The organism is Caulobacter segnis, assembly GCF_029543125.1.
Taxonomy (GTDB): Bacteria; Pseudomonadota; Alphaproteobacteria; order Caulobacterales; family Caulobacteraceae; genus Caulobacter; species Caulobacter segnis_D.
Window position 1 is genome coordinate 222770 of record NZ_JARQWW010000003.1, and the last position, 24583, is coordinate 247352.

Below are 24583 nucleotides of genomic sequence, written 5' to 3' on the forward strand. Positions count from 1 at the left end.
CCCCAACAAAACGAAGGCGGGTTCATGCCTTCGACAAGAGGAATCGCGCATGGACTTCACGCTGAACGACGATCAACGGGCCATCTGGGACGCCGCCAGCGCCTTCGCGCGGGAGGAGCTTGCCCCGCACTCGGCTCGCTGGGACGAGGAGAAGCACTTCCCCGTCGACGTAATCCGCCAGGCGGCGGCCCTCGGCTTCGCCGGCATCTATGTGCGCGAGGACGTGGGCGGCTCGGCCCTGGGGCGTCTGGACGCCAGCCTGATCTTTGAAGCCCTGTCCTATGGCGACGTGCCGACGGCGGCGTTCATCTCCATCCACAACATGGCGTCGTGGATGATCGACCGGTTCGGGTCGGAGGACCTGCGCCAGAAGTACCTGCCGCGCCTGACGACCATGGAGCTGATCGCCAGCTATTGCCTGACCGAGCCGGGCAGCGGTTCGGACGCGGCGTCCATGCGGACCTCGGCCAAGCTGGACGGCGACCACTACGTCCTGAACGGCTCCAAGGCCTTCATCAGCGGGGCGGGGGTGTCGGACGTCTATGTGGTCATGGCCCGCACCGGCGGCGACGGCCCCAAGGGCGTGTCCGCCTTCGTGGTGGAGAAGGGCTGGGAAGGCCTGACCTTCGGCGCCAACGAGAAGAAGATGGGCTGGAACGCTCAGCCGACGGCCCAGGTGAATTTCGACAATGTCCGCGTGCCGGCGGAGAACCGCATCGGGGCCGAGGGCGACGGCTTCCGCTTCGCGATGATGGGCCTGGACGGCGGGCGGCTGAACATCGCGTCGTGCTCGCTGGGCGGGGCGGGTTTCGCGCTGGATACGGCCAAGGCCTACATGGAGACCCGCAACCAGTTCGGCCGGCCGTTGAAGGAATTCCAGGCCCTGCAGTTCAAGATCGCCGACATGGCGACCGAACTGGAGGCCGCGCGCCTGATGGTGCGCCGGGGCGCCGACGCCCTGGACAAGAAGGACCCTCAGGCCACCAAGCTCTGCGCCATGGCCAAGCGCTTCGCCACCGACGCGGGGTTCTCGGTCGCCAACGACGCCCTGCAATTGCATGGCGGTTATGGCTATCTGCAGGACTATCCGCTGGAGCGCATCGTGCGCGACCTGCGGGTCCACCAGATCCTGGAAGGCACCAACGAGATCATGCGCGTGATCGTCAGCCGCGAGATGTTCCGGCAGTAGGAAGCGCTGTGCGTCCTTCGACCTGGCGCTGCGCGCCAGCTCAGGACGACGCATTCAGTTGCTATGGAGTTCGTCATCCTGAGCCGCGCTGAAGGCGCGAGTCGAAGGACCAGTGAGGTCGCCCATGTCTGAAGAACCCGAAGTCATCACCCGGATCGAGGGCAAGGTCGGGCGGATCACCCTGAACCGGCCCAAGGCGCTGCATGCGCTGAACCTGGGCATGTGCGAAGCGATGATCGCCGCCCTTCAGGCCTGGCGGAAGGATCCGGCGGTTTCGCTGGTGATGATCGACCATGCCGGTGAGCGCGGCTTCTGCGCCGGGGGCGACATCCGCATGTTGGCCGAGAGCGGCGCCAAGGACGGCAAGGAGGCCATGGCCTTCTTCCACACCGAGTATCGGCTGAACCACCTGCTGTTCGTCTATGAGAAGCCGGTGGTGGCGGTGATGGACGGGATCGTCATGGGCGGCGGCGTGGGCCTGTCCATGCCCTGCGCTTATCGCATCGCCACGGAGCGGACGACCTTCGCCATGCCGGAGACGGGCATCGGCCTGTTCCCCGACGTGGGCGGCGGCTGGTTCCTGCCGCGCCTGCCGGGCAAGACGGGGCTGTGGCTGGCCCTGACCGGCGCACGGATCAAGGCGGCGGACTGCCTGATCCTGGGCATCGCCACCGACTATGTGCAGAGCACGGAGGTCGAGGCGCTGAAGGCCGCCATCATCGCTGATCCGGCGGATATCGAGGGTGTCCTGGCCCAGATCGACGCCGATCCGGGCCACGCGCCGCTGGCGGACAATCTGGCCGTCCTGTCGGACACCTTCGCCATGACCTCGGTGGAGGGGATCGTCTCGGCGCTGGAGCTGCAGGATGGCGACTGGGCCAAGGCGCAGCTTGAGACACTGAAGACCAAGTCGCCCCAGACCATGAAGGTGGCCTTCCGTCAGTTGAAGCTGGGCGCCCGGATGGACGCCTTCGCCGACAACATGGCCATGGAGTACGCCATCGGCGCCCGCGTGGTGCGCAAGCACGACTTCCTGGAGGGGGTGAGGGCGGTGATCGTCGACAAGGACAACCAGCCCAAATGGAACCCTGATCGCCTTGATGCGGTCACAGAGTCGATGCTGGACGAGATCTTCGCCCCTCTGCCGGCCGACGAGGCATGGACGCCGCTGACGTAGCGGTGCTGCTGGAGTAGTCTGGCCGGCAACGAGAGAAAACGGTTCGTCCAAAGGGAATTTGCTCATGCGTAAACCGCTGCTCAGCCTCGCCGCCGCTTTGCTGGTGACGGCCTGCGCCACCGCTCCCGCGGCTCCGCCGCCCGGAGCCGGGCGGCCGATGGGCGGCGGTGATCCGCTCGTGCGCGCCCTGGACGATCCGAAGCGTCCCGAAGCCGATGTCCGCCTCGATGATTCCCGCCATCCGGCCGAGGTGCTGGCCTTCGGCGGCGTGCGTCCCGGCGCCAAGGTCGCCGATCTGATCCCCGGAAACGGCTATTACACCCGCATCCTGTCGCGCGCCGTGGGCCCGACAGGGAAGGTCTACACCTATGTGCCGGACGAGCTGACCAAACTGGCCAACCGCAAGCCGGCCGTGGCGGGGATCGCTGATGATCCGGCCTATGGCAATGTGGAGATGGTGCTGAACACCCTGCCGAACTTCGGCGCGCCGGAGAAGCTGGACCTGGTGCTGTCGGCGGGGACCTATCACTACCACTACACCCGCCTGCTGGGCTCGCCGAACGTGGTGGCGATCAACCGCAAGGTCTTCGATTCCCTGAAGCCGGGCGGGGTGTTCCTGGTGGTCGACGCCGTGGCCCCGGCCGGCACGGCGGCCCAGGGCGCGGAGAACCTGAACCGCATCGATCCGGCCACGGTCCGCAGCGACGTGACCAAGGCCGGCTTCGTGTTCGAGGGCGAAAGCCCGGTGCTGCGCACCACGGCGGATGGCTATCAGACCAACGCCCTGGCCCCGAACGCCGGGCGGGTCGACCAGTTCGTCTACAAGTTCCGCAAGCCGCGCACCGCGGCCCGCTAACCCCCGAAAGGGAGACTGGCATGCGTCGTCGTTCGATCCTTGTGGCCGCAGCGGCGGCGATGCTGTTTTCCGGCGTGGCATACGCGCAGCCCGAGGTGATCGCCAAGGCGTTGGGCGACCCGGGGCGTCCGGCCGCAGACAAGGCGCGCGACGCCGAGCGCGTGCCCGGGCCGCTGCTGTCCTGGGCCGGCGTGAAGGCGGGCGACAAGGTCGGCGAGTACATGCCGGGCGGCGGCTATTTCACCCGGGTCCTGTCACGGGTGGTGGGGCCTGCGGGGAAGGTCTACGCCTATGTGCCGACCGAGTTCGTGAAGGTGGCGCCCAAGTATCTGGCGGACGCGAAGGCCATGGCGGCCGATCCGGCCATCGCCGGCAATGTGGTGGTGTCGTCGGACACCAACGCCAATTTCGGCGCGCCGGAGCCGCTGGATGTTGTCTGGACCTTCCTGAACTATCACGACCTGCACGGCAAGTTCGCGCCGGCGGGGACGGCGAGCGCCTTCAACACGGCGGTGTTCAAGGCGCTGAAGAGCGGCGGGACCTATGTGGTGGTGGACCATTCGGCGCTGCCGTCCTCGGGCCTGAAGGGCGCGGCGGAGCAGCACCGCATCGCCAAGGCGGCGGTGATCGAGGAAGTCTCGCTGGCCGGCTTCGTGCTGGATGGCGAAAGCAAGCTGCTGACCAATCCGAACGATCCGCTGACCGCCTCGGTGTTCGACCCGTCGATCCGAGGCAAGACGGACCAGTTCGTTCTGAAGTTCAGAAAGCCGCAATAAGCGGCTGAAAAACAAGAATATCGCAGGGAGTGAGTTTTATGCGTATCGCGTTCATCGGCCTGGGGGCCATGGGTGGCGGCATGGCCGCCAATCAGGCCAAGGCCGGTCACGAGGTGGCGGCGTTCGACCTGTCCGCCGAGGCTCTGGCGCGGGCGGTTCAGGCCGGCTGCAGGGCGGCCGGTTCGGCGGTGGAGGCGGTGGTGGACGCGGACGTGGTGATCACCATGCTGCCGGCCGGGCCGCACGTGCGGTCGGTCTATGCCGAGGCGATCATCGGCAAGGCGCCGAAGTCGGCCCTGCTGATCGACTGCTCCACCATCGACGTGGAGAGCGCGCGGGCCGTGGCCGAACAGGCGAGGGCGGCGGGTTATCGCGCCGCCGACGCCCCGGTCAGCGGCGGCATCATGGCGGCGGACGCCGGAACCCTGGCCTTCATGGTCGGCTGCGAGGACGCGGCGTTCCCGCAGGTCGAGGCGGCGCTGAAGCCCATGGCCCGCGTGGTGATTCACGCCGGCTCGGCCGGGGCGGGGCAGGCGGCCAAGATCTGCAACAACATGCTGCTGGGCATCTCCATGCTGGGGACCTGCGAAGCCTTCGCCCTGGCGGAGAAGCTGGGTCTGGCGGCGGACCGGTTCTTCGAGGTGGCGAGTCAGTCCTCGGGGAACTGCTGGTCGGTCAGCACCTATTGCCCCGTGCCTGGCGTGGGGCCGCAGACGCCCGCCGATCGCGGCTATGAGGGCGGGTTCGCCACGGCCATGATGCTGAAGGACCTGAAGCTGGCGCAGGACGCTGCGGCAAAGGCTGGCGGGGTCACGCCGCTGGGCGCGCAGGCTGAGGCCCTGTATGCGCTGTTCGACGCGCAAGGTTACGCCAGGAAGGATTTCTCGGCCGTGTTGCAGATGCTGCGCGGACGACTTGGCGAGCTCAGTTGAGAACCGTTCGCGGAGTCCGCGACATTTTCGCGTCGATTGGCGAATAACCGGTCTCGATTTGTGGACAAATCTACAAACCACATGCGAAAAGCCGCGCCATATTGAGAGGGATCAATGAATCCCCCGCTGGCATGGCCGAGCATCGTCGTTATGGATTACAAAGCCGCTTTCAAAACCGCCGTCGAACAGGTTCGTTCGGAAGGCCGCTACCGGATTTTCGCCGACCTGAAGCGCCATCGCGGTGAATTCCCGCGCGCCACCTGGACCCGCCCGGACGGCGCCGAGCAGGACATCGTGGTCTGGTGCTCTAACGACTATCTCGGCCAGGGTCAGAATCCGGTGGTGATGGACGCCATGCACGCGGCCATCGACGCCCACGGCTCGGGCTCGGGCGGCACGCGCAACATCTCGGGCACCACGCACCAGCACGTCGAGCTTGAGCTGGAGCTCGCCGACCTGCACCAGAAGGAATCGGCGCTGGTCTTCACCTCGGGCTACGTGGCCAACGAGGCGACCCTGTCGAGCCTGCAGAAGATCCTGCCGGGCCTGATCATCTATTCCGACGCCCTGAACCACGCCTCGATGATCGCGGGCATCCGCAACGGCGGCGGCGAGCGTCACGTGTTCCGTCACAACGACCTGGAGCACCTGGAGGAGCTGCTGGCGGCCTCGCCGGCGGATCGTCCGAAGCTGATCGCCTTCGAGAGCGTCTATTCGATGGACGGCGACATCGCCGACATCGCCGGCACCATCGCCCTAGCCAAGAAGTACGGCGCCCTGACCTATCTGGACGAAGTCCACGCGGTCGGCATGTACGGCGAGCGCGGCGCGGGCGTGGCCGAGCGTGACGGCGTCATGAGCGACATCGACATCGTCGAGGGCACCCTGGGCAAGGCGTTCGGCGTCATGGGCGGCTATATCGCCGGCGACTCCGACATGGTCGACGCGGTCCGCCTGTATGCCGCGGGCTTCATCTTCACCACCTCGCTGCCGCCGTCGCTGATGGCCGGCGCCGCCGCCAGCGTGCGTTACCTGAAAGAGCACAACGAGCTGCGCGTGGCGCACCAGGAGCGCGCCGCGACCCTGAAGAAGATGATGGCCGACGCCGGCCTGCCGGTCATGCCGTCGGTCAGCCACATCGTGCCGGTGCTGGTGGGCGATCCCGTCCACTGCAAGATGATCTCGGACATGCTGCTGTCCGACCACGGCATCTATGTGCAGCCGATCAACTATCCCACCGTGCCGCGCGGCACCGAACGCCTGCGCTTCACGCCCTCTCCGGCCCACACCGACGCCATGATGCGTGACCTGGTGAAGGCCATGGAGAAGCTGTGGGCCCACTGCAACGTGGCCCGCATGGGCGGCTACGCGGCCTAAGCCGACAACAGCATCGCTGAATATGGAAATGGCCGGGGAGACCCGGCCATTTTTCGTTTCCGTCTAGCGCTTCCGCCGAACCCCGCGGCCGAGGCCGATCTGCTTGGCGAAGTCGGAGCGCCGGGCGGCGTAGGCGGGGGCGACCATGGGGTAGTCGGCCGGCAGGCCCCATTTGCGGCGATAGTCGTCGGGGCTCATGTCATAACGCGAGCGCAGGTAGCGCTTCAGCATCTTCAGGCGTTTGCCGTCTTCCAGGCAGACAATGTAGTCGTTGGCGATGGAGCGGGAGATCGGCACGGCCGGCTTCTGCTTTTCGGCCGGAGCCGGGGGCTCCGCCTCGCCGAGGCTCGTCAGGGTGGTGTGAACAGAGCGGATCAGCTCAGGCAACGAAGTCGCCGATACGGTGTTCTGGCCCACGTAGGCGGCCACGATGTCGGCGCTGAGCGACAGGATGTCCTGATCAGACAGGCCGCCGGTTTCGTTCTCGTCCAAAGACGCCATCGTCAATTATCCCCCATCGCACGCGAACAGGCCCGGAAACCCACCACAATCTGGTCCGGGTCGAGGCCTAACGCGAAGCTTGAGGTTAGGTTCCGATTGATCGGCGCGGCGGTCAGTTTAAAGAGGGGGCGCCCGCCGCAGCCGCAAGGAATCTCCCCATGAGCGCCTTTTTCTCCGCCGATCTCGCCACGTCCGACAAAGCGATCTTCGATCGCATCGGCCATGAGCTGAAGCGTCAGCAAAACCAGATCGAACTGATCGCGTCGGAGAATATCGTCAGCCGCGCCGTCCTGGAGGCCCAGGGCTCCATCCTGACGAACAAGTACGCCGAGGGTTATCCGGGCAAGCGCTATTACGGCGGCTGCGAGTTCGTCGACGAGATCGAGCAACTGGCCATCGACCGGGCCAAGGAGATCTTTGGCGCGGCCTTCGCCAACGTCCAGCCGCACTCCGGCTCGCAGGCGAACCAGGCGGTGTTCATGTCGCTGCTGCAGCCGGGCGACACCTTCCTGGGCATGGATCTGGCGGCGGGCGGGCACCTGACGCACGGCAGCCCGGCCAACCAGTCAGGCAAGTGGTTCAAGCCGGTGTCCTACACCGTGCGCACCCAGGACCAGCAGATCGACTACGACACGGTCGCCGAGATCGCGGCCAAGGAAAAGCCGAAGCTGATCATCGCCGGCGGCAGCGCCTACAGCCGGATCATCGACTTCGCCAAGTTCCGCGAGATCGCTGACAGCGTCGGCGCCTATCTGATGGTGGACATGGCCCACTTCGCGGGCCTGGTGGCCGGCGGCGTCTATCCCAACCCCGTGCCGCACGCCGACGTGGTGACCACCACCACCCACAAGACCCTGCGCGGCCCGCGCGGCGGCATGGTGCTGACCAACAACGAGACCATCGCCAAGAAGATCAACTCGGCGGTGTTCCCGGGCCTGCAAGGCGGGCCGCTGGAGCATGTGATCGCCGCCAAGGCCGTGGCCTTCGGCGAGGCGCTGCAACCGTCGTTCAAGGCCTACGCCAAGCAGGTGGTGGACAACGCCAAGGCCCTGGCCGACGCGCTGCAGGCCGGCGGCGTGAACATCGTCTCGGGCGGCACCGACAGCCACCTGATGCTGGTGGACCTGCGTCCCAAGGGCGTGAACGGCCGTGACACCGAGCACAGCCTGGAGCGCGCGAACATCACCACCAACAAGAACGGCGTGCCGTTCGACACCGCGCCCTTCACCATCACCTCGGGCATCCGCGTCGGCACGCCGGCGGGCACCACCCGCGGCTTCGGCGTGGAGGAGTTCCGTCTGGTGGGCCAGCTGATCGCCGAGGTGGTCGAAGGCCTCGCCAAGAACGGCGCCGACGGCAACGGCGCGGTGGAAGACAAGGTCCGTGAGCAAGTCTTGGCCTTGACGGCGCGCTTCCCCATCTACGCTTAATAGCGTCCATAAGGGGCCGGAGGGGCCAGATATATGCGTTGCCCGTTCTGCGGACATGCCGAAAGCCAGGTGAAGGATAGCCGCCCGTCGGAAGACGGGGCGGCTATCCGTCGTCGGCGTCTGTGCCCCGAATGCGGCGGCCGCTTCACCACCTTCGAGCGGGTGCAGCTGCGTGAGCTGATCATCGTCAAGCGGTCGGGCCGGCGCGCGCCGTTCGACCGCGACAAGCTGATGCGCTCGCTGTCCATCGCGCTTCGCAAGCGTCCGGTCGATCCGGAGCGCGTGGAGCGCATGGTCAACGGCATCGTCCGCCAGCTTGAAAGCATGGGCGAGACGGAGCTGCAGTCGCACGTGGTCGGCGAGCTGGTCATGAAGGGGCTAAAGAGCCTCGATGACGTGGCCTATGTCCGCTACGCCTCGGTCTATCGCGACTTCCGCGATGGAGAGGACTTTGCGAAGTTCCTTGGTGAGGAAGGCCTCAACGAGGGCGATGAGGCCTGATCGGCCATGTTCGTCACGCTCAAGTTAGCCACCTCCCTCGACGGGCGGATCGCGACCGCGTCGGGTGAAAGCCGGTGGATCACCGGCCCCGCCGCGCGGGAGACGGTGCATCGCCTGCGCTCGCGGCACGACGCCGTGCTTATCGGGGTCGAGACGGCCTTGGCCGACGACCCCGAACTGACCGTCCGCACGCCGGGCTACGAAGGCAGGCAGCCGTCGCGCATCGTTCTGGACAGCCGTCAGCGGCTTTCCGAGACCTGCAAGCTGGCGGCGACGGCGCGAGACATCCCCACCTATGTGCTGACGACGGAGCCGGCGCAGGCGCGCTTGACTGACGCTGGGGTGCGGTTGCTGCAAGTTCCGGCGACGGGCGAGCGGGTGGACCTGCCGGCGGCCATGCAGGTGCTGGCCGGGCAGGGGATCGGCAAGCTGTTCGTCGAGGGCGGTGGTCAGGTGGCGTCGAGCTTCCTGCGCTGCGGCTTGGTCGATGTGATGGAGTGGTTCCGGGCGCCGGTGGTGCTGGGCGGCGAAGGGCGGCCCGGCGTGGGCGCTCTGGCCGTCGAGGCGCTGGCCGATGCGCCGAGGTTTAAACGGGTCGCGGCCGCCACGCTCGGCGACGACCTCTGGGAGCGGTACGAGAGGCTCTAGATGTTCACTGGAATCGTCACCGACATCGGTCGTGTGCGCGCTGTTCGCGACACCGACCGCGACCGCCGCTACGAGATCGAGACCGCCTTCGACCTGTCGACCGTGGAGATCGGCGCGTCCATCGCCCATGCGGGCTGCTGCCTGACGGTGGTGGAGAAGGGCGCGGGCTGGTTTGCGGTGGAGGTTTCTGGCGAGACCCTGTCAAAGACCACCCTGGGAACCTGGGGCGAGGGCTCGCGGGTCAATCTGGAACGGTCGGCAAAGCTGGGCGACGAGATGGGCGGACACGTGGTGTCCGGCCACGTGGACGGTGTCGGGGAGGTGCTGAGCATCGAGGTGGTCGGCGGTTCGCACCATTTCCGCGTCCGCGCGCCGCGCCCGCTGCATCGCTACATCGCCCAGAAGGGCTCCATCGCCGTGGAGGGCGTGTCCCTGACGGTCAATGCGGTGGAGGACGACGTCTTCCACCTGAACATCATCCCGCACACCTTCGAGGTCACCACGCTGGGCGCGCTGAAGGCCGGCGACAGGGTGAACCTGGAGATCGACATGCTGGCGCGCTACCTCGCGCGGTGGCAGGAGACGGCTTAAATGAGTTCCGACATTCCCATCTCGCCCATCGAGGACATCATCGAGGACGCCCGCAACGGGCGGCCCTATATCCTGGTGGACGCCGAGGACCGCGAGAACGAGGGGGATGTGATCATCCCCGCCCAGTTCGCGACGCCGGACCAGATCAATTTCATGGCCAAGCACGCGCGAGGCCTGATCTGCCTGTCGATCACCGGCGAGCGGTCGCGTCAGCTTCGCCTGCCGCCCATGGCGCACCAGAACGAGAGCGGGCACGGCACGGCCTTCACCATCTCGATCGAGGCGCGGGAAGGCGTGACCACGGGCATTTCCGCCCATGACCGCGCCCACACCATCGCCGTGGCCGTAGATCCGACCAAGGCGGCGGACGACATCGTCTCCCCGGGGCACGTGTTCCCCCTGGTGGCCAAGGACGGCGGCGTGCTGGTCCGGGCCGGCCACACCGAGGCCTCGGTGGACATCTCGCGCCTGGCGGGGCTGAACCCAGCCGCGGTGATCTGCGAGGTGATGAACGACGACGGCACCATGGCCCGCCTGCCGGACCTGGTGGCCTTCGCCCAGCTTCATGGCCTGAAGATCGGCACCATCGCCGACCTGATCGCCTATCGCCGGCGCACCGAGCGTTGCGTGGAGCGCGTGGTCGAGACGCCGTTCGAGAGCGTCTATGGCGGCGCCTTCCGGATGATCGTCTATCGCAACGGCATCGACCGCAGCGAGCACGTGGCCCTGGTGAAGGGCCGGATCGAAAGCGACATGCCGACCCTGGTGCGGATGCACCAGGTGGACTTCGCCGCCGACATGCTGGGCCATGTGGACGCGCGCCGTGATTATGTGCCCAACGCCTTGCGGGCCCTGGGCGCGCATGACGGTCCGGGGGTGGCGGTGTTCATCCGCGACCCCAATCCGGCCTGGATGTCGGAACGCTACGGGACCCCCGCCGAGGACCTGCATCGAACGAACGCCTTGCGCGACTATGGCGTCGGGGCGCAAATCCTGCTGGACCTCGGGGTGCGGGAAATGGTCTTGCTCACCTCGAGTCAGTTCAAACCGGCGGCGCTCGAAGGATACGGCCTGAAGATCATCGGCCGGGCGCCGATACCGACCGAGGAATAGAAGCATATGCTGGAAGACAAGATCCGGGTTCTGATCGTCGAAGGACGGTTCTATTCCGGCATTTCCGACGAACTGCTGCGCGGCGCGACCAACGCCATCGAAGCGTTCGGCGCGGAGTTCGACGTGGTGTCCGTGCCGGGAGCCCTGGAGATTCCGGCGGTGATCGCCATGGCCGAGGAGGGCGGCGGCCGCCCCGTGGGCCAGCGCTATGACGGCTATGTGGCCCTGGGTTGCGTGATCCGCGGCGAAACCTACCACTTCGACGTGGTCTGCAACGAGTCCGCCCGGGCCCTGATGGACCTGGCCGTGGGCAAGCGTCTGGCCATCGGCAACGGCATCCTGACCGTCGAGGACGAGGACCAAGCCTGGACCCGCGCCCGCGTGTCGGAAGCCGACAAGGGCGGCGGCGCGGCCAAGGCCTGCCTGGAGATGATCGCGTTGAAGCAGCGTCTGCTGGGCGGAGCCGCCCGATGAACGCGACGCCTCCCCGCCAAGCCCGCTCGGTGGCCCGTCTGGCCGCTGTCCAGGCCCTGTATCAGATGGAGACCGCCGGCACGGGCGTCGAGGCCGTGGTGCGCGAATTCTCCGAGCACCGCTTTGACCGTGACCTGAGCGAAGACATCCGTCTGGCCGGCGCCGACGAGACGTTCTTCGCCGACCTGGTGCGGGGCGTGGTGGGCCAGCAGGCCAAGATCGACAAGGCCATCACCAGCCGTCTGGCGACCAACTGGCGCTTGGAACGGGTGGACGCCACCCTGCGGGCGATCCTGCGGGCCGGGGCCTATGAGCTGATCAACCGCTCCGACGTGCCGGTCGAGGTGGCGATCGACGAGTATGTCGACATCGCCAAGTCGTTTTTCGAAGGGCCGGAAGCCGGCTTCGTGAACGGCGCATTGGACGGCATCGCCAAGGACGCGCGCGCTTAAAACCTGGCTCGGAGGGGCCGTCATGGCCGACGAGTTCGAGACGATCGCCAAGCTCCTGCGCCCGCTGACGCGCGGCGCGCCGGAAGCGCTCGACCTTCTGGACGACGCGGCGGTTCTGCCGTCGCGTCCGGGGTTCGATCTGGTCCTGACCAAGGATGCGATGGTGGAGGGGGTGCATTTCCTCCCCACCGATCCGCTGGACCTGGTGGCCAGGAAACTGTTGCGCACCAATCTGTCCGACCTGGCCGCCAAGGGCGCGGAGCCTTTCGGCTATCTGCTGGCGACCGCCTGGCGGGAGAGCGACGGCTGGGCGGAGCGTGAGGCCTTCGCCAAGGGCCTGGCCGAGGACGGCGAGGCGTTCGATCTGCGGCTTCTGGGCGGGGATACGGTCTCGACCAGCGGGCCGCTGTTGGTCAGCGCCACCTTGCTGGGCTGGGTTCCCAGCGGCGGCATGATCCGCCGCGACGGCGCCAAGGCGGGCGATCTGGTGCTGGTGACCGGTCATATCGGCGACGGTTGGCTGAGCCTGCAGGCCGCGCTTGGGCGGGTCGGCGATCCCGAAGGCGAGCTGCTGGAGCGTTATCGCCTGCCGCAGCCGCGGGTCGGGATGCGTCGGGCCCTGAACCTGGCCAATGCGGCGGCGGACATCTCTGACGGCTTGCTGGCGGATGTGGGCCATGTGGCGCGGGCTAGCGGCCTGAAGGCCGTGGTGGACCTGCAGTGCATTCCGCGATCCCTGATCGGCGGGGTGTGGAGCGACGGCAAGGTGGAGCGCTTGCTGGCCCTTGCCACCGGCGGCGATGACTACGAGCTCGTTTGCGCCGTCTCGCCCGAAAACCTGCAAGCCTTCGGCGACCTGACTGGCGACATTCCGTTCGCGGTGGTGGGCCATTTCGAGGCCGGGGAGGGGGTCGAGGCCCGCTTCTTCGGCGATGTCGTGCCGGTGGAGCGCCCCGGCTGGCGGCACGGCGGCTTCGAGGACTGAGGTTCCTCATGCGCCCGCCGCATCGTTCCATGCGGCCTTGATTTTGGTCGGGCGGCTACGGACGGGCGATGCCTGCGTGGATTGAGACGAGGAGCCCCGGCATGAGCACCGACCGCATCGCGCGCATCGACCTGTCGCTGGTCATTCTGCCGCTGCAGAACCCGGTCAGCGACGCCAAGGTGACCACGGGGCGTCAGAAGCCGCTGTCCGAAGTCGCTCTGCTGATGGCGGAGATCGAGACGGAAGCGGGCCTGAACGGCCTGGGCTTCAGCTACTCCAAGCGGGCGGGCGGCCCGGCGCTGTACGCCCACGCCAAGGAGATCGCCGATAATCTGCTAGGCGAGGACCCGAACGATATCGGCCGGCTGTGGACCAAGCTGGTCTGGGCGGGGGCTTCGGTAGGCCGCAGCGGCTTGGCGATCCAGGCGATCGCGGCCTTCGACAACGCCCTATGGGACGTCAAGGCCAAGCGGGCGGGTCTGCCGCTGGCCAAGCTGATCGGCGCGCACCGCAATTCGGTGGCCTGCTACAACACCTCCGGCGGGTTCCTCTCCACGCCTATCGACGAGTTGCTCGACAATATCGACCGGTCGGTGGCGGCGGGCATCGGCGGCATCAAGATCAAGGTCGGGCAGCCGGATTGGCGCGAGGATCTGCGGCGGCTGGAGGCGGTTCAGAAGCGCCTGGACGACCGCGCGGCCCTGATGGTCGACGCCAACCAGCAGTGGGACCGGCCGACCGCCCTGCGCATGGGGCGGGCCATGGAGAGCTTCGGCCTGGTCTGGATCGAGGAGCCGCTGGACGCCTATGACGCCGAGGGCCACGCCGCCCTGGCGCGAGCGCTGGATACGCCCATCGCGTCCGGCGAGATGCTGGCCAGCGCGGCGGAGCATATCGAGCTGATCCGCCTGGACGCGGTGGACATCATCCAGCCCGACGCACCGCGCGTGGGCGGCGTTTCCCAGTTCCTGCGCATCCTGGCCCTGGCGGATCAGAAGGGGCTGGGCCTGGCGCCGCACTTCGCCATGGAGATCCACCTGCATCTGGCGGCGACCTATCCGCGCGAGCCGTGGGTGGAGCATTTCGACTGGCTCGACCCGCTGTTCAACGAGCGCCAGGAGATCAAGGACGGCCGCATGGTCCTGTCCGACCGCCCAGGCTTCGGCTTCACCCTGAGCGATCAAGCGCGGGCGTGGACGGTGGCGAAAGAGACGATTTCGCGGGTCTAGGCCGCGGCAAGACTAACGAAACCCTCGTTGGGTTAAGCATGGCCGAACCTTGAGGAACGCCCATGCTGCGACGCGCCTTTCTGACCGGCTTGCTGCTGACCGCCGCACAAGGCTTGTCGTCCGTGGCCCATGCCCGCTCCGGCGGGGGCGGAGCCAAGAAGGAGGGCGGCGATGAAAAGGGCGAGAACGGCCCCTGGGTCGATGTGAACGCCGTGGCCCTGCCGATCGTCGTCAACGGCGCGCTCAGGAACTACGTGTTCGTGCGCCTGCGGGTGGACCTGAATGAAGGCTCCGACTTCGGTGTGCTGAAGCAGAAGGAGCCGATGCTGCGCGACGCCATCATCCGCGCCTCTTACCGCACCCCCTTCGGCAAGAAGGACGACCTGCAGGAAATCGACGAGGCCCGTCTGAAGGCTGCGGTGAAGCAGGCCGCGATCCAGGTGCTGGGCGCCAAGGCGACGGGAGCGGTGACCATCATCAGCCAGAAGCCGCGCCGCTATCTGAAGGCCGTCCCGACCAAGACGGCCTCGGCCCACTGAGCGCCGATTGGCGGAACGAGGCTCGATCCAGCCCGTTGAGGTCGCCAGACCCATACGAAAGGATCGGCCCATGGCTACCGAACGAGTGACTGAAACCGAAGACGGTGTGGTGCGTGAACGCGTGATCGAGCGCGGCGGCGGCACGACTGTGGTTGAGCGTGGCGGCGGCGGCGGTTTCGCCGGCGTGCTGATCGCCGTGGCGGTGATCGCCATGGTCGCCGTGGCCGGCTTCTTCCTGATCAATCAGAACCGTCGCGAAAACACCGAGACCGCCGCTGTTTCGCAGGTGGCCGAGTCCGCCTCCGACGCGGCCAAGAGCGTGGGCAATGCGGCGGACGCCGCGGCCGAGAACATCCGTCCGCGCTAACCCTGGATTGTGTGCAACCGCCAAGCGCGGTTGCGCCGCCCCGGCTTATTTGCAAACGTCCCTAGGTCGAGCGCTGTCTGCGTTCGGCTTTAGGGTTGCGTGGGGTGACAGGCCTTAAGGCCGGAGCGTTCGCCAGCACTACCTAAGGCGAGCGCGCCCCGCGTTGGGAAACGCACGAAGGGGCGAAACACCATATGAGTCTCACACTGGTCTTTGCGGCCGGATTGCTGGCGGTGCTCTACGGCATCGTGCAGACGGCCATGCTTATGCGCGCCTCGCCAGGCAATGCGCGAATGCAGGAGATCGCCGCGGCGATCCAGGAAGGGGCGCAGGCCTATCTGCGCCGGCAGTACACCACCATCGGCATCGTCGGGATCGTGATCCTGGCGGCGGTCTGGTTCCTGATCGGCCAATGGGCCGCCATCGGCTTCCTGGTCGGCGCGGTGCTGTCGGGCCTGGCGGGTTTCGCCGGGATGCTGATCTCGGTCCGCGCCAATGTCCGCACCGCCCAGGCGGCATCGGAAAGCCTCGCCAAGGGTCTGTCCATGGCGTTCACCTCGGGCGCGGTCACCGGCATGCTGGTGGCGGGTTTCGCCCTGCTCGGCGTGGCGGGCTATTACATCGTCCTGACGCACCATCTGGGCTTCGATCCAGTGAGCCGTGAAGTCGTGGACGCCCTCGTGGCGCTGGGCTTCGGCGCCAGCCTGATCTCGATCTTCGCCCGTCTGGGCGGGGGTATCTTCACCAAGGGCGCGGACGTGGGCGGCGACATGGTCGGCAAGGTTGAGGCCGGCATCCCCGAGGATGACCCCCGCAACGCCGCCACCATCGCCGACAACGTGGGCGACAACGTCGGCGACTGCGCCGGCATGGCGGCCGACCTGTTCGAGACCTATGCGGTGACTACGGTGGCGACCATGGTGCTGGCGGCGATCTTCTTCCGCGGCACGGAGGTGGTTTCGACCATGATGCTTCTGCCGCTGGCGATCTGCGGCGTGTGCATCGTCACCTCGATCATCGGCGCGTTCTTTGTCCGCCTGGGCAAGAAGAACAACATCATGGGCGCCTTGTACCAGGGGCTGATCGTAACCGGCGTGCTGTCCATCGGCGCGGTCTGGTGGGTGATCAACGATCTGGTCACCGGCCCGGTCACCGTGGGCGACAAGACCTTCGGGGCGATGGAGCTGTTCTACTGCGGGCTTGCGGGCCTGGCGGTGACGGCGGCCATCGTGATCATCACCGAGTACTACACCGGCACGGGCTTCCGCCCGGTCAAGTCGGTGGCCAAGGCTTCGGTCAGCGGTCACGGCACCAATGTGATCCAGGGCCTCGCCATGTCGCTGGAATCCACGGCGGCGCCGGCGCTGGTGATCATCGCCGGGATCATTGTCACCTACGGCTTCGCCGGGTTGTTCGGCATCGCCATCGCCACCACCACCATGCTGTCCCTGGCCGGCTTCATCGTCGCTCTGGACGCCTTTGGGCCGGTGACCGACAACGCCGGCGGCATCGCCGAGATGGCGGGGCTGCCGGGCGAGGTGCGGGTGTCCACGGACGCCCTGGACGCCGTGGGTAACACCACCAAGGCGGTGACCAAGGGCTACGCCATCGGCTCGGCCGGTCTCGGCGCCCTGGTGCTGTTCGCGGCCTATACCGAGGATCTGAAGTACTTCTCGGCCAACGCGGCGCCGGGCTCGTTCTTCGAGGGGCTGGGCGTGGTCGCCTTCGACCTGTCCAACCCCTACGTGGTGGTCGGGCTGCTGTTCGGGGGGCTGCTGCCCTTCCTGTTCGGCGGCATGGCGATGACCGCGGTCGGCCGCGCCGCCCAGGCGGTGGTCGAGGAGGTTCGCCGCCAGTTCCGCGACATCCCCGGCATCATGGAGTTCAAGGCCAAGCCCGAATACGGCAAGGCGGTGGACATCCTGACCAAGGCGGCGATCCGCGAGATGATCGTGCCGTCGCTGTTGCCGGTCGTGTCGCCGATCGTGCTGTTCTTCGTCATCAACGCCATCGCGGGGAAGGCTGACGCCTTCTCGGCCCTGGGGGCGATGCTGATGGGCGTCATCGTCACCGGCCTGTTCGTCGCCATCTCGATGACCTCGGGCGGCGGGGCGTGGGACAACGCCAAGAAGTACATCGAGGAAGGCAATTATGGCGGCAAGGGCTCAGACGCCCATAAGGCCGCCGTCACCGGCGACACGGTGGGGGATCCCTACAAGGACACCTCCGGACCGGCGGTGAATCCGATGATCAAGATCACCAACATCGTGGCCTTGCTGCTTCTGGCGGTTCTGGCTAACGGCGCCGTGGGCTGATCTCGCGAGCCTTCGAAGAATCGGAGCGCCCCGGAGAGAAGTCTCCGGGGCGTTCTTTATGATTTCATCGAAAATAATTCGCCGAACTGTCGCAATTTGACGACGGGCGTTCGCGCCTGATCCAGTGTTGTCATAATTTCGTTGTAAATAATAGCCGTATTGAAATCCGAGTGTGTCCTATATGTAGTCATCAAGCGTTGTCATAAAACTTTGTCTTGAGCCCAATTCGGCGCGACGTTAGGCCGCGACCCCAGCAAGTCCTCTCATCGGAGGGCGCAAAGAACTTGCTAGGGGCACTTATGAAAAATCGAATTCTGGGCACGACGGCGTTCGCCGTTGTGGCTGCATCGCCGTTCGTCGCATTCGCTCAAGCCGCGTCGACCGCCGCTGACAGCGCCGCGGTTGAAGAGATCATCGTCACGGGCACCTACCGCCGCAGCCTGGAACAGGCCGTGGACATCAAGCGTGACACCATCGGCTTCTCGGACTCGATCGTCGCCACCGACGTGGCGAACTTCCCCGAGCAGAATCTGGCCGAAGCGCTGCAGCGCATCCCCGGCGTGACCATCGAGCGCAACAAGGGCCTGGGCAGCCGGGTCATGGTGCGCGGCCTGCCGAGCGAGTTCACCTTCGTCTCGATCAACAAACTGGCCACGGCGTCGGGCAGCGGCGGCCGTGACGTCGAGTTCGACATCTTCGCCTCGGAAATCATCCAGCAGGTGACGGTCCAGAAGTCGCCCAAGGCGTCGGACGAAGAAGGCGGCATCGCCGGTTCGGTCAACATCTCGACCGCCCGTCCGTTCGACTATTCGGGCCGCAAGCTGGTGGCCTCGGCCGAAGGCGCGCACAACTCGATCTCCGAAAAGTTCGACCCGAAGTTCGCGGTCCTGGCCAGCAACACTTGGGGCAACTTCGGCGCCTTGGCGTCCTTCTCGGTCGCCACCCGCACCAACCGCACCGACAGCAACTCGGGCATCAACTTCCGCCCGGCCTTCCGCTTCCTCGAGGCGGGCGGCGCGCGTGAAGCCCAGGGCCGCGCCACGCTGCTGCGAGACGTCGGTCTGAACCTGTCCAACGCCGACATGGACAACCGCGACGTCACTGGCCGCATCATCTTCCAGGACAAGGTGGGCGACCGCGCTTACCTGAACGAGCAGGACCAATGGGGCGGCACCCTGTCGCTGCAGTACCAGCCGTCGTCCAACTTCACCCTGTCGTTCGACGCCATGTTGGGCGGCTTCGACAGCACCGAGGACGAGTACGACGCGGCGGCCTATTCGGCCTCCAGCCGCAGCACGTTCGAGACGGTCCATGCGTTCGACAAGACGACGCTGGCCGATGACGGCATCGTCGTCCTGCGCGACGTGTCCTACACCGCCACCCAGCACGAAATGCTGAGCAAGGAACGGATCAACAAGACCGACTACACCCAGTTCGGCGGCGAGCTGGAGTGGAAGGGCGACAACTGGGAGTTCAACGCGCTGGCCGGTTATTCGGGCGCCGAGAAGACCCTGGACTACGCCAACCTCAAGCACGTGGCCTACGCCCCGTCGCGCACCCGCTGGACCGCCCGCGGCGGTGAGACGGTGAAGAGCGCCAACCCGCTGTCCATCGACATGTACAACTCGCCGCAGAGCTATCTGTTCGAGGCGTACGAGACGACCCTGGAGTCGATCAGCGACGACAAGTACGCCGCCCAGGCTGACTACACCCGTCACTTCAACCTCGACTTCTTCCCGGCGCTCGACAACATCCAGGTCGGCGCGCGCTACACCAAGAAGACGAAGGAGCGCGAGTACGGCGCCCTGAACATCCAGGGCCCGAGCGCCGGCAGCACCGCCTGGCTCAACAAGCGCACCCTGGCCGAAAGCCAGCTCACCCCGATCGGCGACATCGTCCCGGGCGGCGCCTACACCGCGCGTGACCTGAACTGGAGCCAGGTGAGCAACGCGTATGCTCGCGACACCTTCCGCTACGCGGGCTTCTCGACCCCGTTCGACGTCGGCCAGTACTACGAAGTCTCCGAAGAGGTGCTCAGCGCCTACGCCATGGCGGACTTCAAGTTCGACGTCGCCAGCGTTCCGGTCCTCATCAACGTCGGCGGCCGCTACATCGACACCACGGTCAACTCGGCCGGGTACCACCAGGTCCAGACCCCGACGGGCGGCACGGCCTATACGCCGGCGCCGGTGGAGAGCGAGGGCAGCTACAAGAAGTTCCTGCCCAGCCTGAACTTCACCGCCGACCTGATGGAAGATCTGGTCCTGCGCGGCGCGGCTTCGGAGACCCTGATTCGTCCGGCCCTGACCGACCTGGCCTACAAGCGCACGGCGAGCTGGAACTCGTTCCGCTTCACCGACGGCAACCCGAACCTGAAGCCGACCTACGCCAAGCAGTGGGAAATTGGCCTCGAGAAGTACCTGGGCAACGGCGGCCTGCTGGCGGCTTCGTACTTCTGGAAAGAGATCGAAGGCGTCGTCCGCAGCCAGCTGACCGGCACCGTGCCGGACGTGACCAAGTACAACGCCAACGGCACGATCGACGGCGTCTATGACTTCGACGTCTATCAGCCGGTGAACGCCGACGGCTCCTACAAGGTCAGCGGCGTCGAACTGGTGGCCGTGGTGCCGTTCGGCTTCATCCACGACCGCCTGGAAGGCTTCGGCGTCAACACCAACTTCACGCTGCTCGACAACTCGCTGACTGGCGAGTCGATCATCGGCGTGGCGACCCCGCCCATCGGCCTGGCGGAGTCCACCTACAACGTCACGCTCTATTACGAGAACGACCGGTTCCAGGCGCGCGCGTCCTATAACTGGAAGGACAAGTACGTGGAGAGCATCGGCTACGAGATGTACCCGGTCTGGCGCGACGCCTACGGCCAGGTCGATCTGTCGGCCAGTTACAACATCAGCGACAAGATCCAGATGAACGTCGAAGCCATCAACATCACCGACGAAGCCACGACGGGCTACACGATGGATCCGTCCTTCCCGGTCATGTACGAGCTGTCGGGACGCCGGATCAGCATGGGGCTTCGGGTAAACTTCTGATCCTGAGCGGAATTTTCGCCTGAAGAGGGCGCGGTCGGTGCGAGCCGGCCGCGCCTTTCTCATGGGGGCGACCTAGAATTAGTCGTCCTCAGAATGAAAATTAGTCGTTTGCGCGCCTGTGGCCTTGTCCGCGTGATGCCCCAATCCAAACAGGGGGCCCAAACAGGGGGCGACGATACGCAATGCGATGGACCAGAAGATCAAACCGAGGCGCGGCTGCCATCCTCGCCCTTAGTCTGACGACGGGGCTGAGCCTGCCCAGCCAAGGACTTGCCCAGGAGGTGAAGCCGGCCGTCGCCGAGGCCTCCAAGGAGGCCGCGCCGCCATCCTTCGTCTATCCGGCCGCCGCCTCGACCAAGCAGACGACAAGGGTAGGGGGCAAGGCGGTCTCCTACACCGCCACCGCCGGCGCCTTGCCGGTGCGCGACCCCAAGAACAAGACCATCGCGCAGGTGGTCTATACGGCCTACACGCTCGATGGGCCGCGTGATCCGAACCGTCCGGTGACCTTCGCCTTCAACGGCGGACCGGGCGCGGCTTCGGTTTTCCTGCACATGGGCGCCATCGGGCCCAAGCGGGTGCAGTTCGGCGCCCAGGGCGACGCGCCCTCGGACTCCGCTGTGCTCAAGGACAACCCCTACACCTGGCTCGATTTCACCGATCTGGTGTTCATCGATCCGGTCAACACCGGCTTCTCCCGGTCGCTGGTCGACGAAGCGGAGACCAAGAAGGCCTTCTACGGCGTCGAGCAGGACATCAGCTACCTGTCGCGGATCATCTATGACTGGCTGGTCAAAAATGAACGCCTGACGTCGCCCAAGTATATCGCCGGCGAAAGCTACGGCGGGTTCCGCGCCCCGCGGCTGGCGCACAAGCTGCAGAGTGAGCTTGGGGTCGGGGTCAGCGGGCTGGTGATCATCTCCCCGCTGTTCGACGGTTCAAGCTGGGTAGGTGGCGACTATTCGCCCATGCAGTGGGTCGTCACCCTGCCGACCATGGCGGCCGCCAATTATGAGCGGCAGGGCAAGGCCCTGACCGCCGCCCAGATGGGGGAGGTCGAGGCCTATGCCCGCGGCGAGTTCGCCGCTGACCTGCTCAAGGGCTGGAGCGATCCCGCCGCCCTCGACCGGATCGTCACCAAGGTCACACACTATACCGGCCTGCCGCAGGACAAGGTCCGTGAATGGGGCGGGCGGGTGGAGACCCGCGCCATCCTGCGCGAGCTCTATCGCAAGGAGGGCCGCGTCGGCTCCTGGTACGAGGCCAACGTCACCTTGCCGGACGCCTTCCCCTGGGCGCCGGACCAACGCATGGGTGATCCGCTTTTGGAAGGCTTGGTCGCCCCGACCACCAGCGCCTATGTGGATCTGGTCACGCGCCAGATCGGCTGGAAAGTGGATGATCGGTACTACGCCTTGAACCTCAACGTGATCACCAACTGGGATATCCCCAATAGCCGGGTGGAGTCCGTTGGGGCGTTCCGTCGAGCTCTGGCCAACGATCCGAAGATGAAGGTGCTGGTCGTGCATGGCTATGGCGACTTGGCGACCCCCTATATGAGCTCGAAGATCATCATCGATCAGGTGCCGCCCAACGTGGCAGGAGACCGCCTGGCGCTGAAAGTCTATGCGGGCGGGCACATGTTCTACAGCCGCGCAGACAGCGGCGCGGCCATGCGCTCGGACGTCATGGCGCTGTACGGCGCCCGCTGAGGACGGCGGACCCGCCTGGCCTCAAGCCGCTGGGCGGGTCTGGTCCCGAATCCACTCCACGAAGGCCTCGGCCGGCTCCGACAATGGGGCGGCGGTCTTGGTCAGCAGGTGGAACTGCTTGACCGCCGGAACGCGGCGGTCGGACAGGGCCCGCAGGCGTCCCTGCGCCAGAAGGTCCGCCACCAGCGACGTGTGGCCGATCATGAAGCCCTGGCCGTTCAGGGCGGCCTCAACGACCATCGAGTAGAGCGAGAAGGTCTGGGTGACGAGATCGGCCGGACCCGACTGCCCGGTTCGGGCCAGCCAGTCGTCGAAGTCGCTGGTCCAGTAGGTGTCGAGCAGCAGCGCCGCGCCCACCGGCAGGCCGCGCTCATCCGGCCGCGAGGCTTCTATCAGCGCCGGACTGGCGACCGGCACGAGTTCGTCGAAGAGGATCGGATTGTGGTCGCAGCCAGGGAAGGGCGGGCGGCCGTAGCGGATCGCCACATCGAAGTCGGAGGCGGGCAGGTCGACGATGGCGGCGTCCGCCCACACCTCGACGGCGGCGCCGGTGTCGAGCTTGTGGAATTGAGCGAGCCGCGGACCCAGCCAGAGCTGCGCGAAGGCCGGCAGGACCGTAACCTTCAGGGTCTTGCCGTTCTTGGCGGAAAGCAGCTCGCGCGTGGCCTGGGCCAGCTGCTCCAGCGGCGGCGCGGCGCGGCGGGCGTAGAGACGGCCGGCCTCGGTCAGGCGCACGCCCTGGGCGTGGCGCTGGAAGAGAGCGACGCCCAGGAAGCCTTCCAGCGACTTGATGCGCTGACTGACGGCCCCTGGGGTGACGCTGAGCTGCTGGGCGGCCAGGGCGAAGCTCTCGGTCTCCGCCGTGACCGCGAAGACCCGCAGCCAGTCGAGATTGGGCAGTTCACGCTGCATCAGAAAATGTCGTCCTGAGCGCGAAGATTAGTCATTTGCGGCCGGCGGCTCATTGGCGTGGATTGGCCTCACACAGTTGGGGGAGCCTAGCATCGTCATGCAAGCCGGCGACAGGTCCGAAGCGACACAGAGCCTCAATTCATCTAATGGCGCCAATCTTTCGGTCGATGACCTGCATCGGCATCTGATCCGCTATGGCGGCAAGTTCCTGCCGAACCTGATCGAGCGCACGGGCGGCAGTTACGTCTATGACGAGAACGGCCGCGCGCTGCTGGATTTCACCTCCGGCCAGATGAGCGCGATCCTGGGACACAACCACCCCGAGATCGTGGCGACCATGAAGGCCGCCGCCGACGAACCGGTGCATCTGTTCTCCGGCTTCCTGTCGCGCCCGGTGGTGCAGTTGGCCGAAGTGCTGGCCGAACTGCTGGGGCCGCAGCTGTCCAAGGCGCTGCTGCTGAGCACGGGCGCCGAGTCCAACGAGGCGGCCCTGCGGCTCGCCAAGCTCTATACCGGCGGACACGAGGTCGTCGCCTTCGATCTGGCCTGGCACGGCATGACCGGGGCCGCTTTCCCCACCACCTTCTCCGCCAATCGCCGGGGCTATGGGCCGCCGATCCCCGGCGTCATGGCCATCCCGACCCCTTATGTGTATCGGCGGCCTGAGTGGGCGGGGGAGGGGTTCGAGCTGGACATGCTCGACTACGCCTTCGATCTGATCGACCGGCAGAGCGTCGGTTCGCTGGCCGCCGCCATCGTGGAGCCGATCCTGAGCTCCGGCGGACTGATCGAACCGCCCCCCGGCTATCTGGCGCGCCTGCACCAAAAGTGCCGCGAGCGCGGCATGTTGCTGATCGTGGATGAGGCGCAGACGGGCCTTGGCCGAACGGGGTCGATGTTCGCGTGTGATCACCACGGGATCACGCCGGACATCATCACCCTGTCCAAGACCCTAGGCGCGGGCCTGCCCCTGGCGGCGACCATCACATCGCCCGAGATCGAGGAGCGTTGCCATGAGCGCAGCTTCCTCTTCTACACCACCCACGTCTCCGACCCGTTCCCGGCGCGGATCGGCCTGAAGGCCATCGAGATCATCCTGCGCGACCAACTCACCGCGCACGCCGCGACCATGGGCGAACGTTTGGCCCAAGGACTGCGCGAATTGCAGCAACGCTACGCTTGCATAGGCGACGTGCGGGGCAGGGGTCTGCTGGCCGGCATCGAGTTCGTGAAGGATCCGGTCAGCAAGGCGCCGGCGCCTGAATTCGGGGCCGCTGTCTCGCGTCGCTGCTTCGAGCTGGGGATGAACATCAACATCGTCCAGTTGCCGGGCATGGGCGGGGTGATGCGCATGGCGCCGCCCCTGACGATCTCGCCCGAGGAGCTGGATCAGGGCGTCGAGATCATCGGCCAGGCGGTGGGCGACTGCCTGGCGTCCGGCCTGCTGCGATAGC

General features: G+C 66.5%; 23 protein-coding genes. 21 read left to right on the top strand and 2 right to left on the bottom strand.

Features of this window, described 5'->3' with window-relative positions:
* Nucleotides 1-49: 49 nt before the first annotated feature.
* The 6 genes from P7B02_RS10190 to hemA all read left to right on the top strand — a co-directional run bounded on the left by P7B02_RS10190 (nt 50) and on the right by hemA (nt 6307).
* Nucleotides 50-1189, top strand: coding sequence for an isobutyryl-CoA dehydrogenase (locus tag P7B02_RS10190; protein WP_277786238.1), 1140 nt, complete (start codon nt 50-52; stop codon nt 1187-1189).
* A gap of 124 nt (nt 1190-1313) precedes the next feature.
* A complete protein-coding gene (locus tag P7B02_RS10195) occupies nt 1314-2366 on the top strand; it encodes an enoyl-CoA hydratase/isomerase family protein (protein ID WP_277786239.1) in 1053 nt (350 codons plus the stop codon).
* A gap of 64 nt (nt 2367-2430) precedes the next feature.
* On the top strand, nt 2431-3222 hold the full coding sequence (locus P7B02_RS10200; RefSeq protein WP_277786240.1) for a class I SAM-dependent methyltransferase: 792 nt from the start codon (nt 2431-2433) through the stop codon (nt 3220-3222).
* A gap of 20 nt (nt 3223-3242) precedes the next feature.
* Complete coding sequence (locus P7B02_RS10205; RefSeq protein WP_277786241.1) at nt 3243-3998, top strand: class I SAM-dependent methyltransferase; 756 nt, start codon at nt 3243-3245, stop codon at nt 3996-3998.
* Nucleotides 3999-4027: 29 nt separating this feature from the next.
* Entirely contained in the window at nt 4028-4930 is a 903-nt protein-coding gene (mmsB, locus tag P7B02_RS10210; protein WP_347276646.1) for a 3-hydroxyisobutyrate dehydrogenase, read from the top strand.
* Nucleotides 4931-5080: 150 nt separating this feature from the next.
* The gene (hemA, locus tag P7B02_RS10215) at nt 5081-6307 is read left to right on the top strand and encodes a 5-aminolevulinate synthase (RefSeq protein WP_277786243.1); all 1227 of its coding nucleotides are present in this window, start codon (nt 5081-5083) and stop codon (nt 6305-6307) included.
* Nucleotides 6308-6370: 63 nt separating this feature from the next.
* Here hemA and P7B02_RS10220 read toward each other — a convergent pair whose 3' ends face one another.
* A complete protein-coding gene (locus tag P7B02_RS10220) occupies nt 6371-6808 on the bottom strand; it encodes a MucR family transcriptional regulator (RefSeq protein WP_277786244.1) in 438 nt (145 codons plus the stop codon).
* Nucleotides 6809-6966: 158 nt separating this feature from the next.
* On the opposite strand from P7B02_RS10220, the gene glyA reads away from it, so the two are divergent.
* The 14 genes from glyA (at nt 6967) to P7B02_RS10290 (ending at nt 22217) form a co-directional block, all read left to right on the top strand.
* Nucleotides 6967-8238, top strand: a complete 1272-nt coding sequence (gene glyA, locus P7B02_RS10225) for a serine hydroxymethyltransferase (protein WP_277786245.1) — start codon at nt 6967-6969, stop codon at nt 8236-8238.
* A gap of 33 nt (nt 8239-8271) precedes the next feature.
* Nucleotides 8272-8739, top strand: a complete 468-nt coding sequence (nrdR, locus tag P7B02_RS10230; RefSeq protein ID WP_277786246.1) for a transcriptional regulator NrdR — start codon at nt 8272-8274, stop codon at nt 8737-8739.
* A 6-nt stretch (nt 8740-8745) separates the two neighbouring features.
* Nucleotides 8746-9387, top strand: a complete 642-nt coding sequence (locus P7B02_RS10235; RefSeq protein WP_277786247.1) for a RibD family protein — start codon at nt 8746-8748, stop codon at nt 9385-9387.
* Nucleotides 9388-9978, top strand: a complete 591-nt coding sequence (locus P7B02_RS10240) for a riboflavin synthase (protein ID WP_277786248.1) — start codon at nt 9388-9390, stop codon at nt 9976-9978.
* Complete coding sequence (ribB, locus tag P7B02_RS10245; RefSeq protein WP_277786249.1) at nt 9979-11091, top strand: 3,4-dihydroxy-2-butanone-4-phosphate synthase; 1113 nt, start codon at nt 9979-9981, stop codon at nt 11089-11091.
* A gap of 6 nt (nt 11092-11097) precedes the next feature.
* The gene (locus tag P7B02_RS10250; RefSeq protein ID WP_277786250.1) at nt 11098-11565 is read left to right on the top strand and encodes a 6,7-dimethyl-8-ribityllumazine synthase; all 468 of its coding nucleotides are present in this window, start codon (nt 11098-11100) and stop codon (nt 11563-11565) included.
* Nucleotides 11562-12017, top strand: coding sequence for a transcription antitermination factor NusB (gene nusB, locus P7B02_RS10255; RefSeq protein WP_277786251.1), 456 nt, complete (start codon nt 11562-11564; stop codon nt 12015-12017). Before P7B02_RS10250 ends, nusB begins: the two co-directional genes overlap by 4 nt.
* A gap of 22 nt (nt 12018-12039) precedes the next feature.
* On the top strand, nt 12040-13002 hold the full coding sequence (gene thiL, locus P7B02_RS10260; protein WP_277786252.1) for a thiamine-phosphate kinase: 963 nt from the start codon (nt 12040-12042) through the stop codon (nt 13000-13002).
* A 101-nt stretch (nt 13003-13103) separates the two neighbouring features.
* Entirely contained in the window at nt 13104-14231 is a 1128-nt protein-coding gene (locus P7B02_RS10265) for an L-talarate/galactarate dehydratase (protein ID WP_277786253.1), read from the top strand.
* 62 nt (nt 14232-14293) lie between these two features.
* Complete coding sequence (locus tag P7B02_RS10270) at nt 14294-14770, top strand: hypothetical protein (RefSeq protein ID WP_277786254.1); 477 nt, start codon at nt 14294-14296, stop codon at nt 14768-14770.
* A gap of 70 nt (nt 14771-14840) precedes the next feature.
* Nucleotides 14841-15137, top strand: coding sequence for a hypothetical protein (locus P7B02_RS10275; RefSeq protein WP_277786255.1), 297 nt, complete (start codon nt 14841-14843; stop codon nt 15135-15137).
* A gap of 194 nt (nt 15138-15331) precedes the next feature.
* Complete coding sequence (locus P7B02_RS10280) at nt 15332-17452, top strand: sodium-translocating pyrophosphatase (protein ID WP_277786256.1); 2121 nt, start codon at nt 15332-15334, stop codon at nt 17450-17452.
* Between the two features lie 299 nt (nt 17453-17751).
* Nucleotides 17752-20505 carry a TonB-dependent receptor gene (locus tag P7B02_RS10285; RefSeq protein WP_277786257.1) on the top strand — a complete coding sequence of 918 codons (2754 nt, stop codon included), beginning with the start codon at nt 17752-17754 and terminating at the stop codon, nt 20503-20505.
* A 281-nt stretch (nt 20506-20786) separates the two neighbouring features.
* Nucleotides 20787-22217: a S10 family peptidase gene (locus tag P7B02_RS10290; RefSeq protein WP_277786258.1), complete on the top strand. Its 1431-nt coding sequence runs from the start codon at nt 20787-20789 to the stop codon at nt 22215-22217.
* A gap of 21 nt (nt 22218-22238) precedes the next feature.
* On the opposite strand, the gene P7B02_RS10295 is transcribed toward P7B02_RS10290, so the two are convergent.
* Nucleotides 22239-23129 carry a LysR substrate-binding domain-containing protein gene (locus P7B02_RS10295; RefSeq protein WP_277786259.1) on the bottom strand — a complete coding sequence of 297 codons (891 nt, stop codon included), beginning with the start codon at nt 23127-23129 and terminating at the stop codon, nt 22239-22241.
* A gap of 97 nt (nt 23130-23226) precedes the next feature.
* On the opposite strand from P7B02_RS10295, the gene P7B02_RS10300 reads away from it, so the two are divergent.
* A complete protein-coding gene (locus P7B02_RS10300) occupies nt 23227-24582 on the top strand; it encodes an aspartate aminotransferase family protein (RefSeq protein WP_277786260.1) in 1356 nt (451 codons plus the stop codon).
* Nucleotide 24583 lies beyond the last annotated feature (1 nt).

Bases quoted from the DNA above. Each gene is read 5' to 3' on its own strand.
- P7B02_RS10235 (WP_277786247.1), top strand. From the start codon at position 8,746: ATGTTCGTCACGCTCAAGTTAGCCACCTCCCTCGACGGGCGGATCGCG.
- ribB (WP_277786249.1), top strand. From the start codon at position 9,979: ATGAGTTCCGACATTCCCATCTCGCCCATCGAGGACATCATCGAGGAC.
- P7B02_RS10195 (WP_277786239.1), top strand. From the start codon at position 1,314: ATGTCTGAAGAACCCGAAGTCATCACCCGGATCGAGGGCAAGGTCGGG.
- P7B02_RS10280 (WP_277786256.1), top strand. From the start codon at position 15,332: ATGAGTCTCACACTGGTCTTTGCGGCCGGATTGCTGGCGGTGCTCTAC.
- P7B02_RS10240 (WP_277786248.1), top strand. From the start codon at position 9,388: ATGTTCACTGGAATCGTCACCGACATCGGTCGTGTGCGCGCTGTTCGC.
- P7B02_RS10300 (WP_277786260.1), top strand. From the start codon at position 23,227: ATGCAAGCCGGCGACAGGTCCGAAGCGACACAGAGCCTCAATTCATCT.
- P7B02_RS10250 (WP_277786250.1), top strand. From the start codon at position 11,098: ATGCTGGAAGACAAGATCCGGGTTCTGATCGTCGAAGGACGGTTCTAT.
- P7B02_RS10285 (WP_277786257.1), top strand. From the start codon at position 17,752: ATGAAAAATCGAATTCTGGGCACGACGGCGTTCGCCGTTGTGGCTGCA.
- P7B02_RS10205 (WP_277786241.1), top strand. From the start codon at position 3,243: ATGCGTCGTCGTTCGATCCTTGTGGCCGCAGCGGCGGCGATGCTGTTT.
- P7B02_RS10265 (WP_277786253.1), top strand. From the start codon at position 13,104: ATGAGCACCGACCGCATCGCGCGCATCGACCTGTCGCTGGTCATTCTG.
- P7B02_RS10200 (WP_277786240.1), top strand. From the start codon at position 2,431: ATGCGTAAACCGCTGCTCAGCCTCGCCGCCGCTTTGCTGGTGACGGCC.
- nusB (WP_277786251.1), top strand. From the start codon at position 11,562: ATGAACGCGACGCCTCCCCGCCAAGCCCGCTCGGTGGCCCGTCTGGCC.
- nrdR (WP_277786246.1), top strand. From the start codon at position 8,272: ATGCGTTGCCCGTTCTGCGGACATGCCGAAAGCCAGGTGAAGGATAGC.
- P7B02_RS10220 (WP_277786244.1), bottom strand. From the start codon at position 6,808: ATGGCGTCTTTGGACGAGAACGAAACCGGCGGCCTGTCTGATCAGGAC.
- glyA (WP_277786245.1), top strand. From the start codon at position 6,967: ATGAGCGCCTTTTTCTCCGCCGATCTCGCCACGTCCGACAAAGCGATC.
- P7B02_RS10275 (WP_277786255.1), top strand. From the start codon at position 14,841: ATGGCTACCGAACGAGTGACTGAAACCGAAGACGGTGTGGTGCGTGAA.
- thiL (WP_277786252.1), top strand. From the start codon at position 12,040: ATGGCCGACGAGTTCGAGACGATCGCCAAGCTCCTGCGCCCGCTGACG.
- P7B02_RS10190 (WP_277786238.1), top strand. From the start codon at position 50: ATGGACTTCACGCTGAACGACGATCAACGGGCCATCTGGGACGCCGCC.
- hemA (WP_277786243.1), top strand. From the start codon at position 5,081: ATGGATTACAAAGCCGCTTTCAAAACCGCCGTCGAACAGGTTCGTTCG.
- P7B02_RS10270 (WP_277786254.1), top strand. From the start codon at position 14,294: ATGCTGCGACGCGCCTTTCTGACCGGCTTGCTGCTGACCGCCGCACAA.
- P7B02_RS10295 (WP_277786259.1), bottom strand. From the start codon at position 23,129: ATGCAGCGTGAACTGCCCAATCTCGACTGGCTGCGGGTCTTCGCGGTC.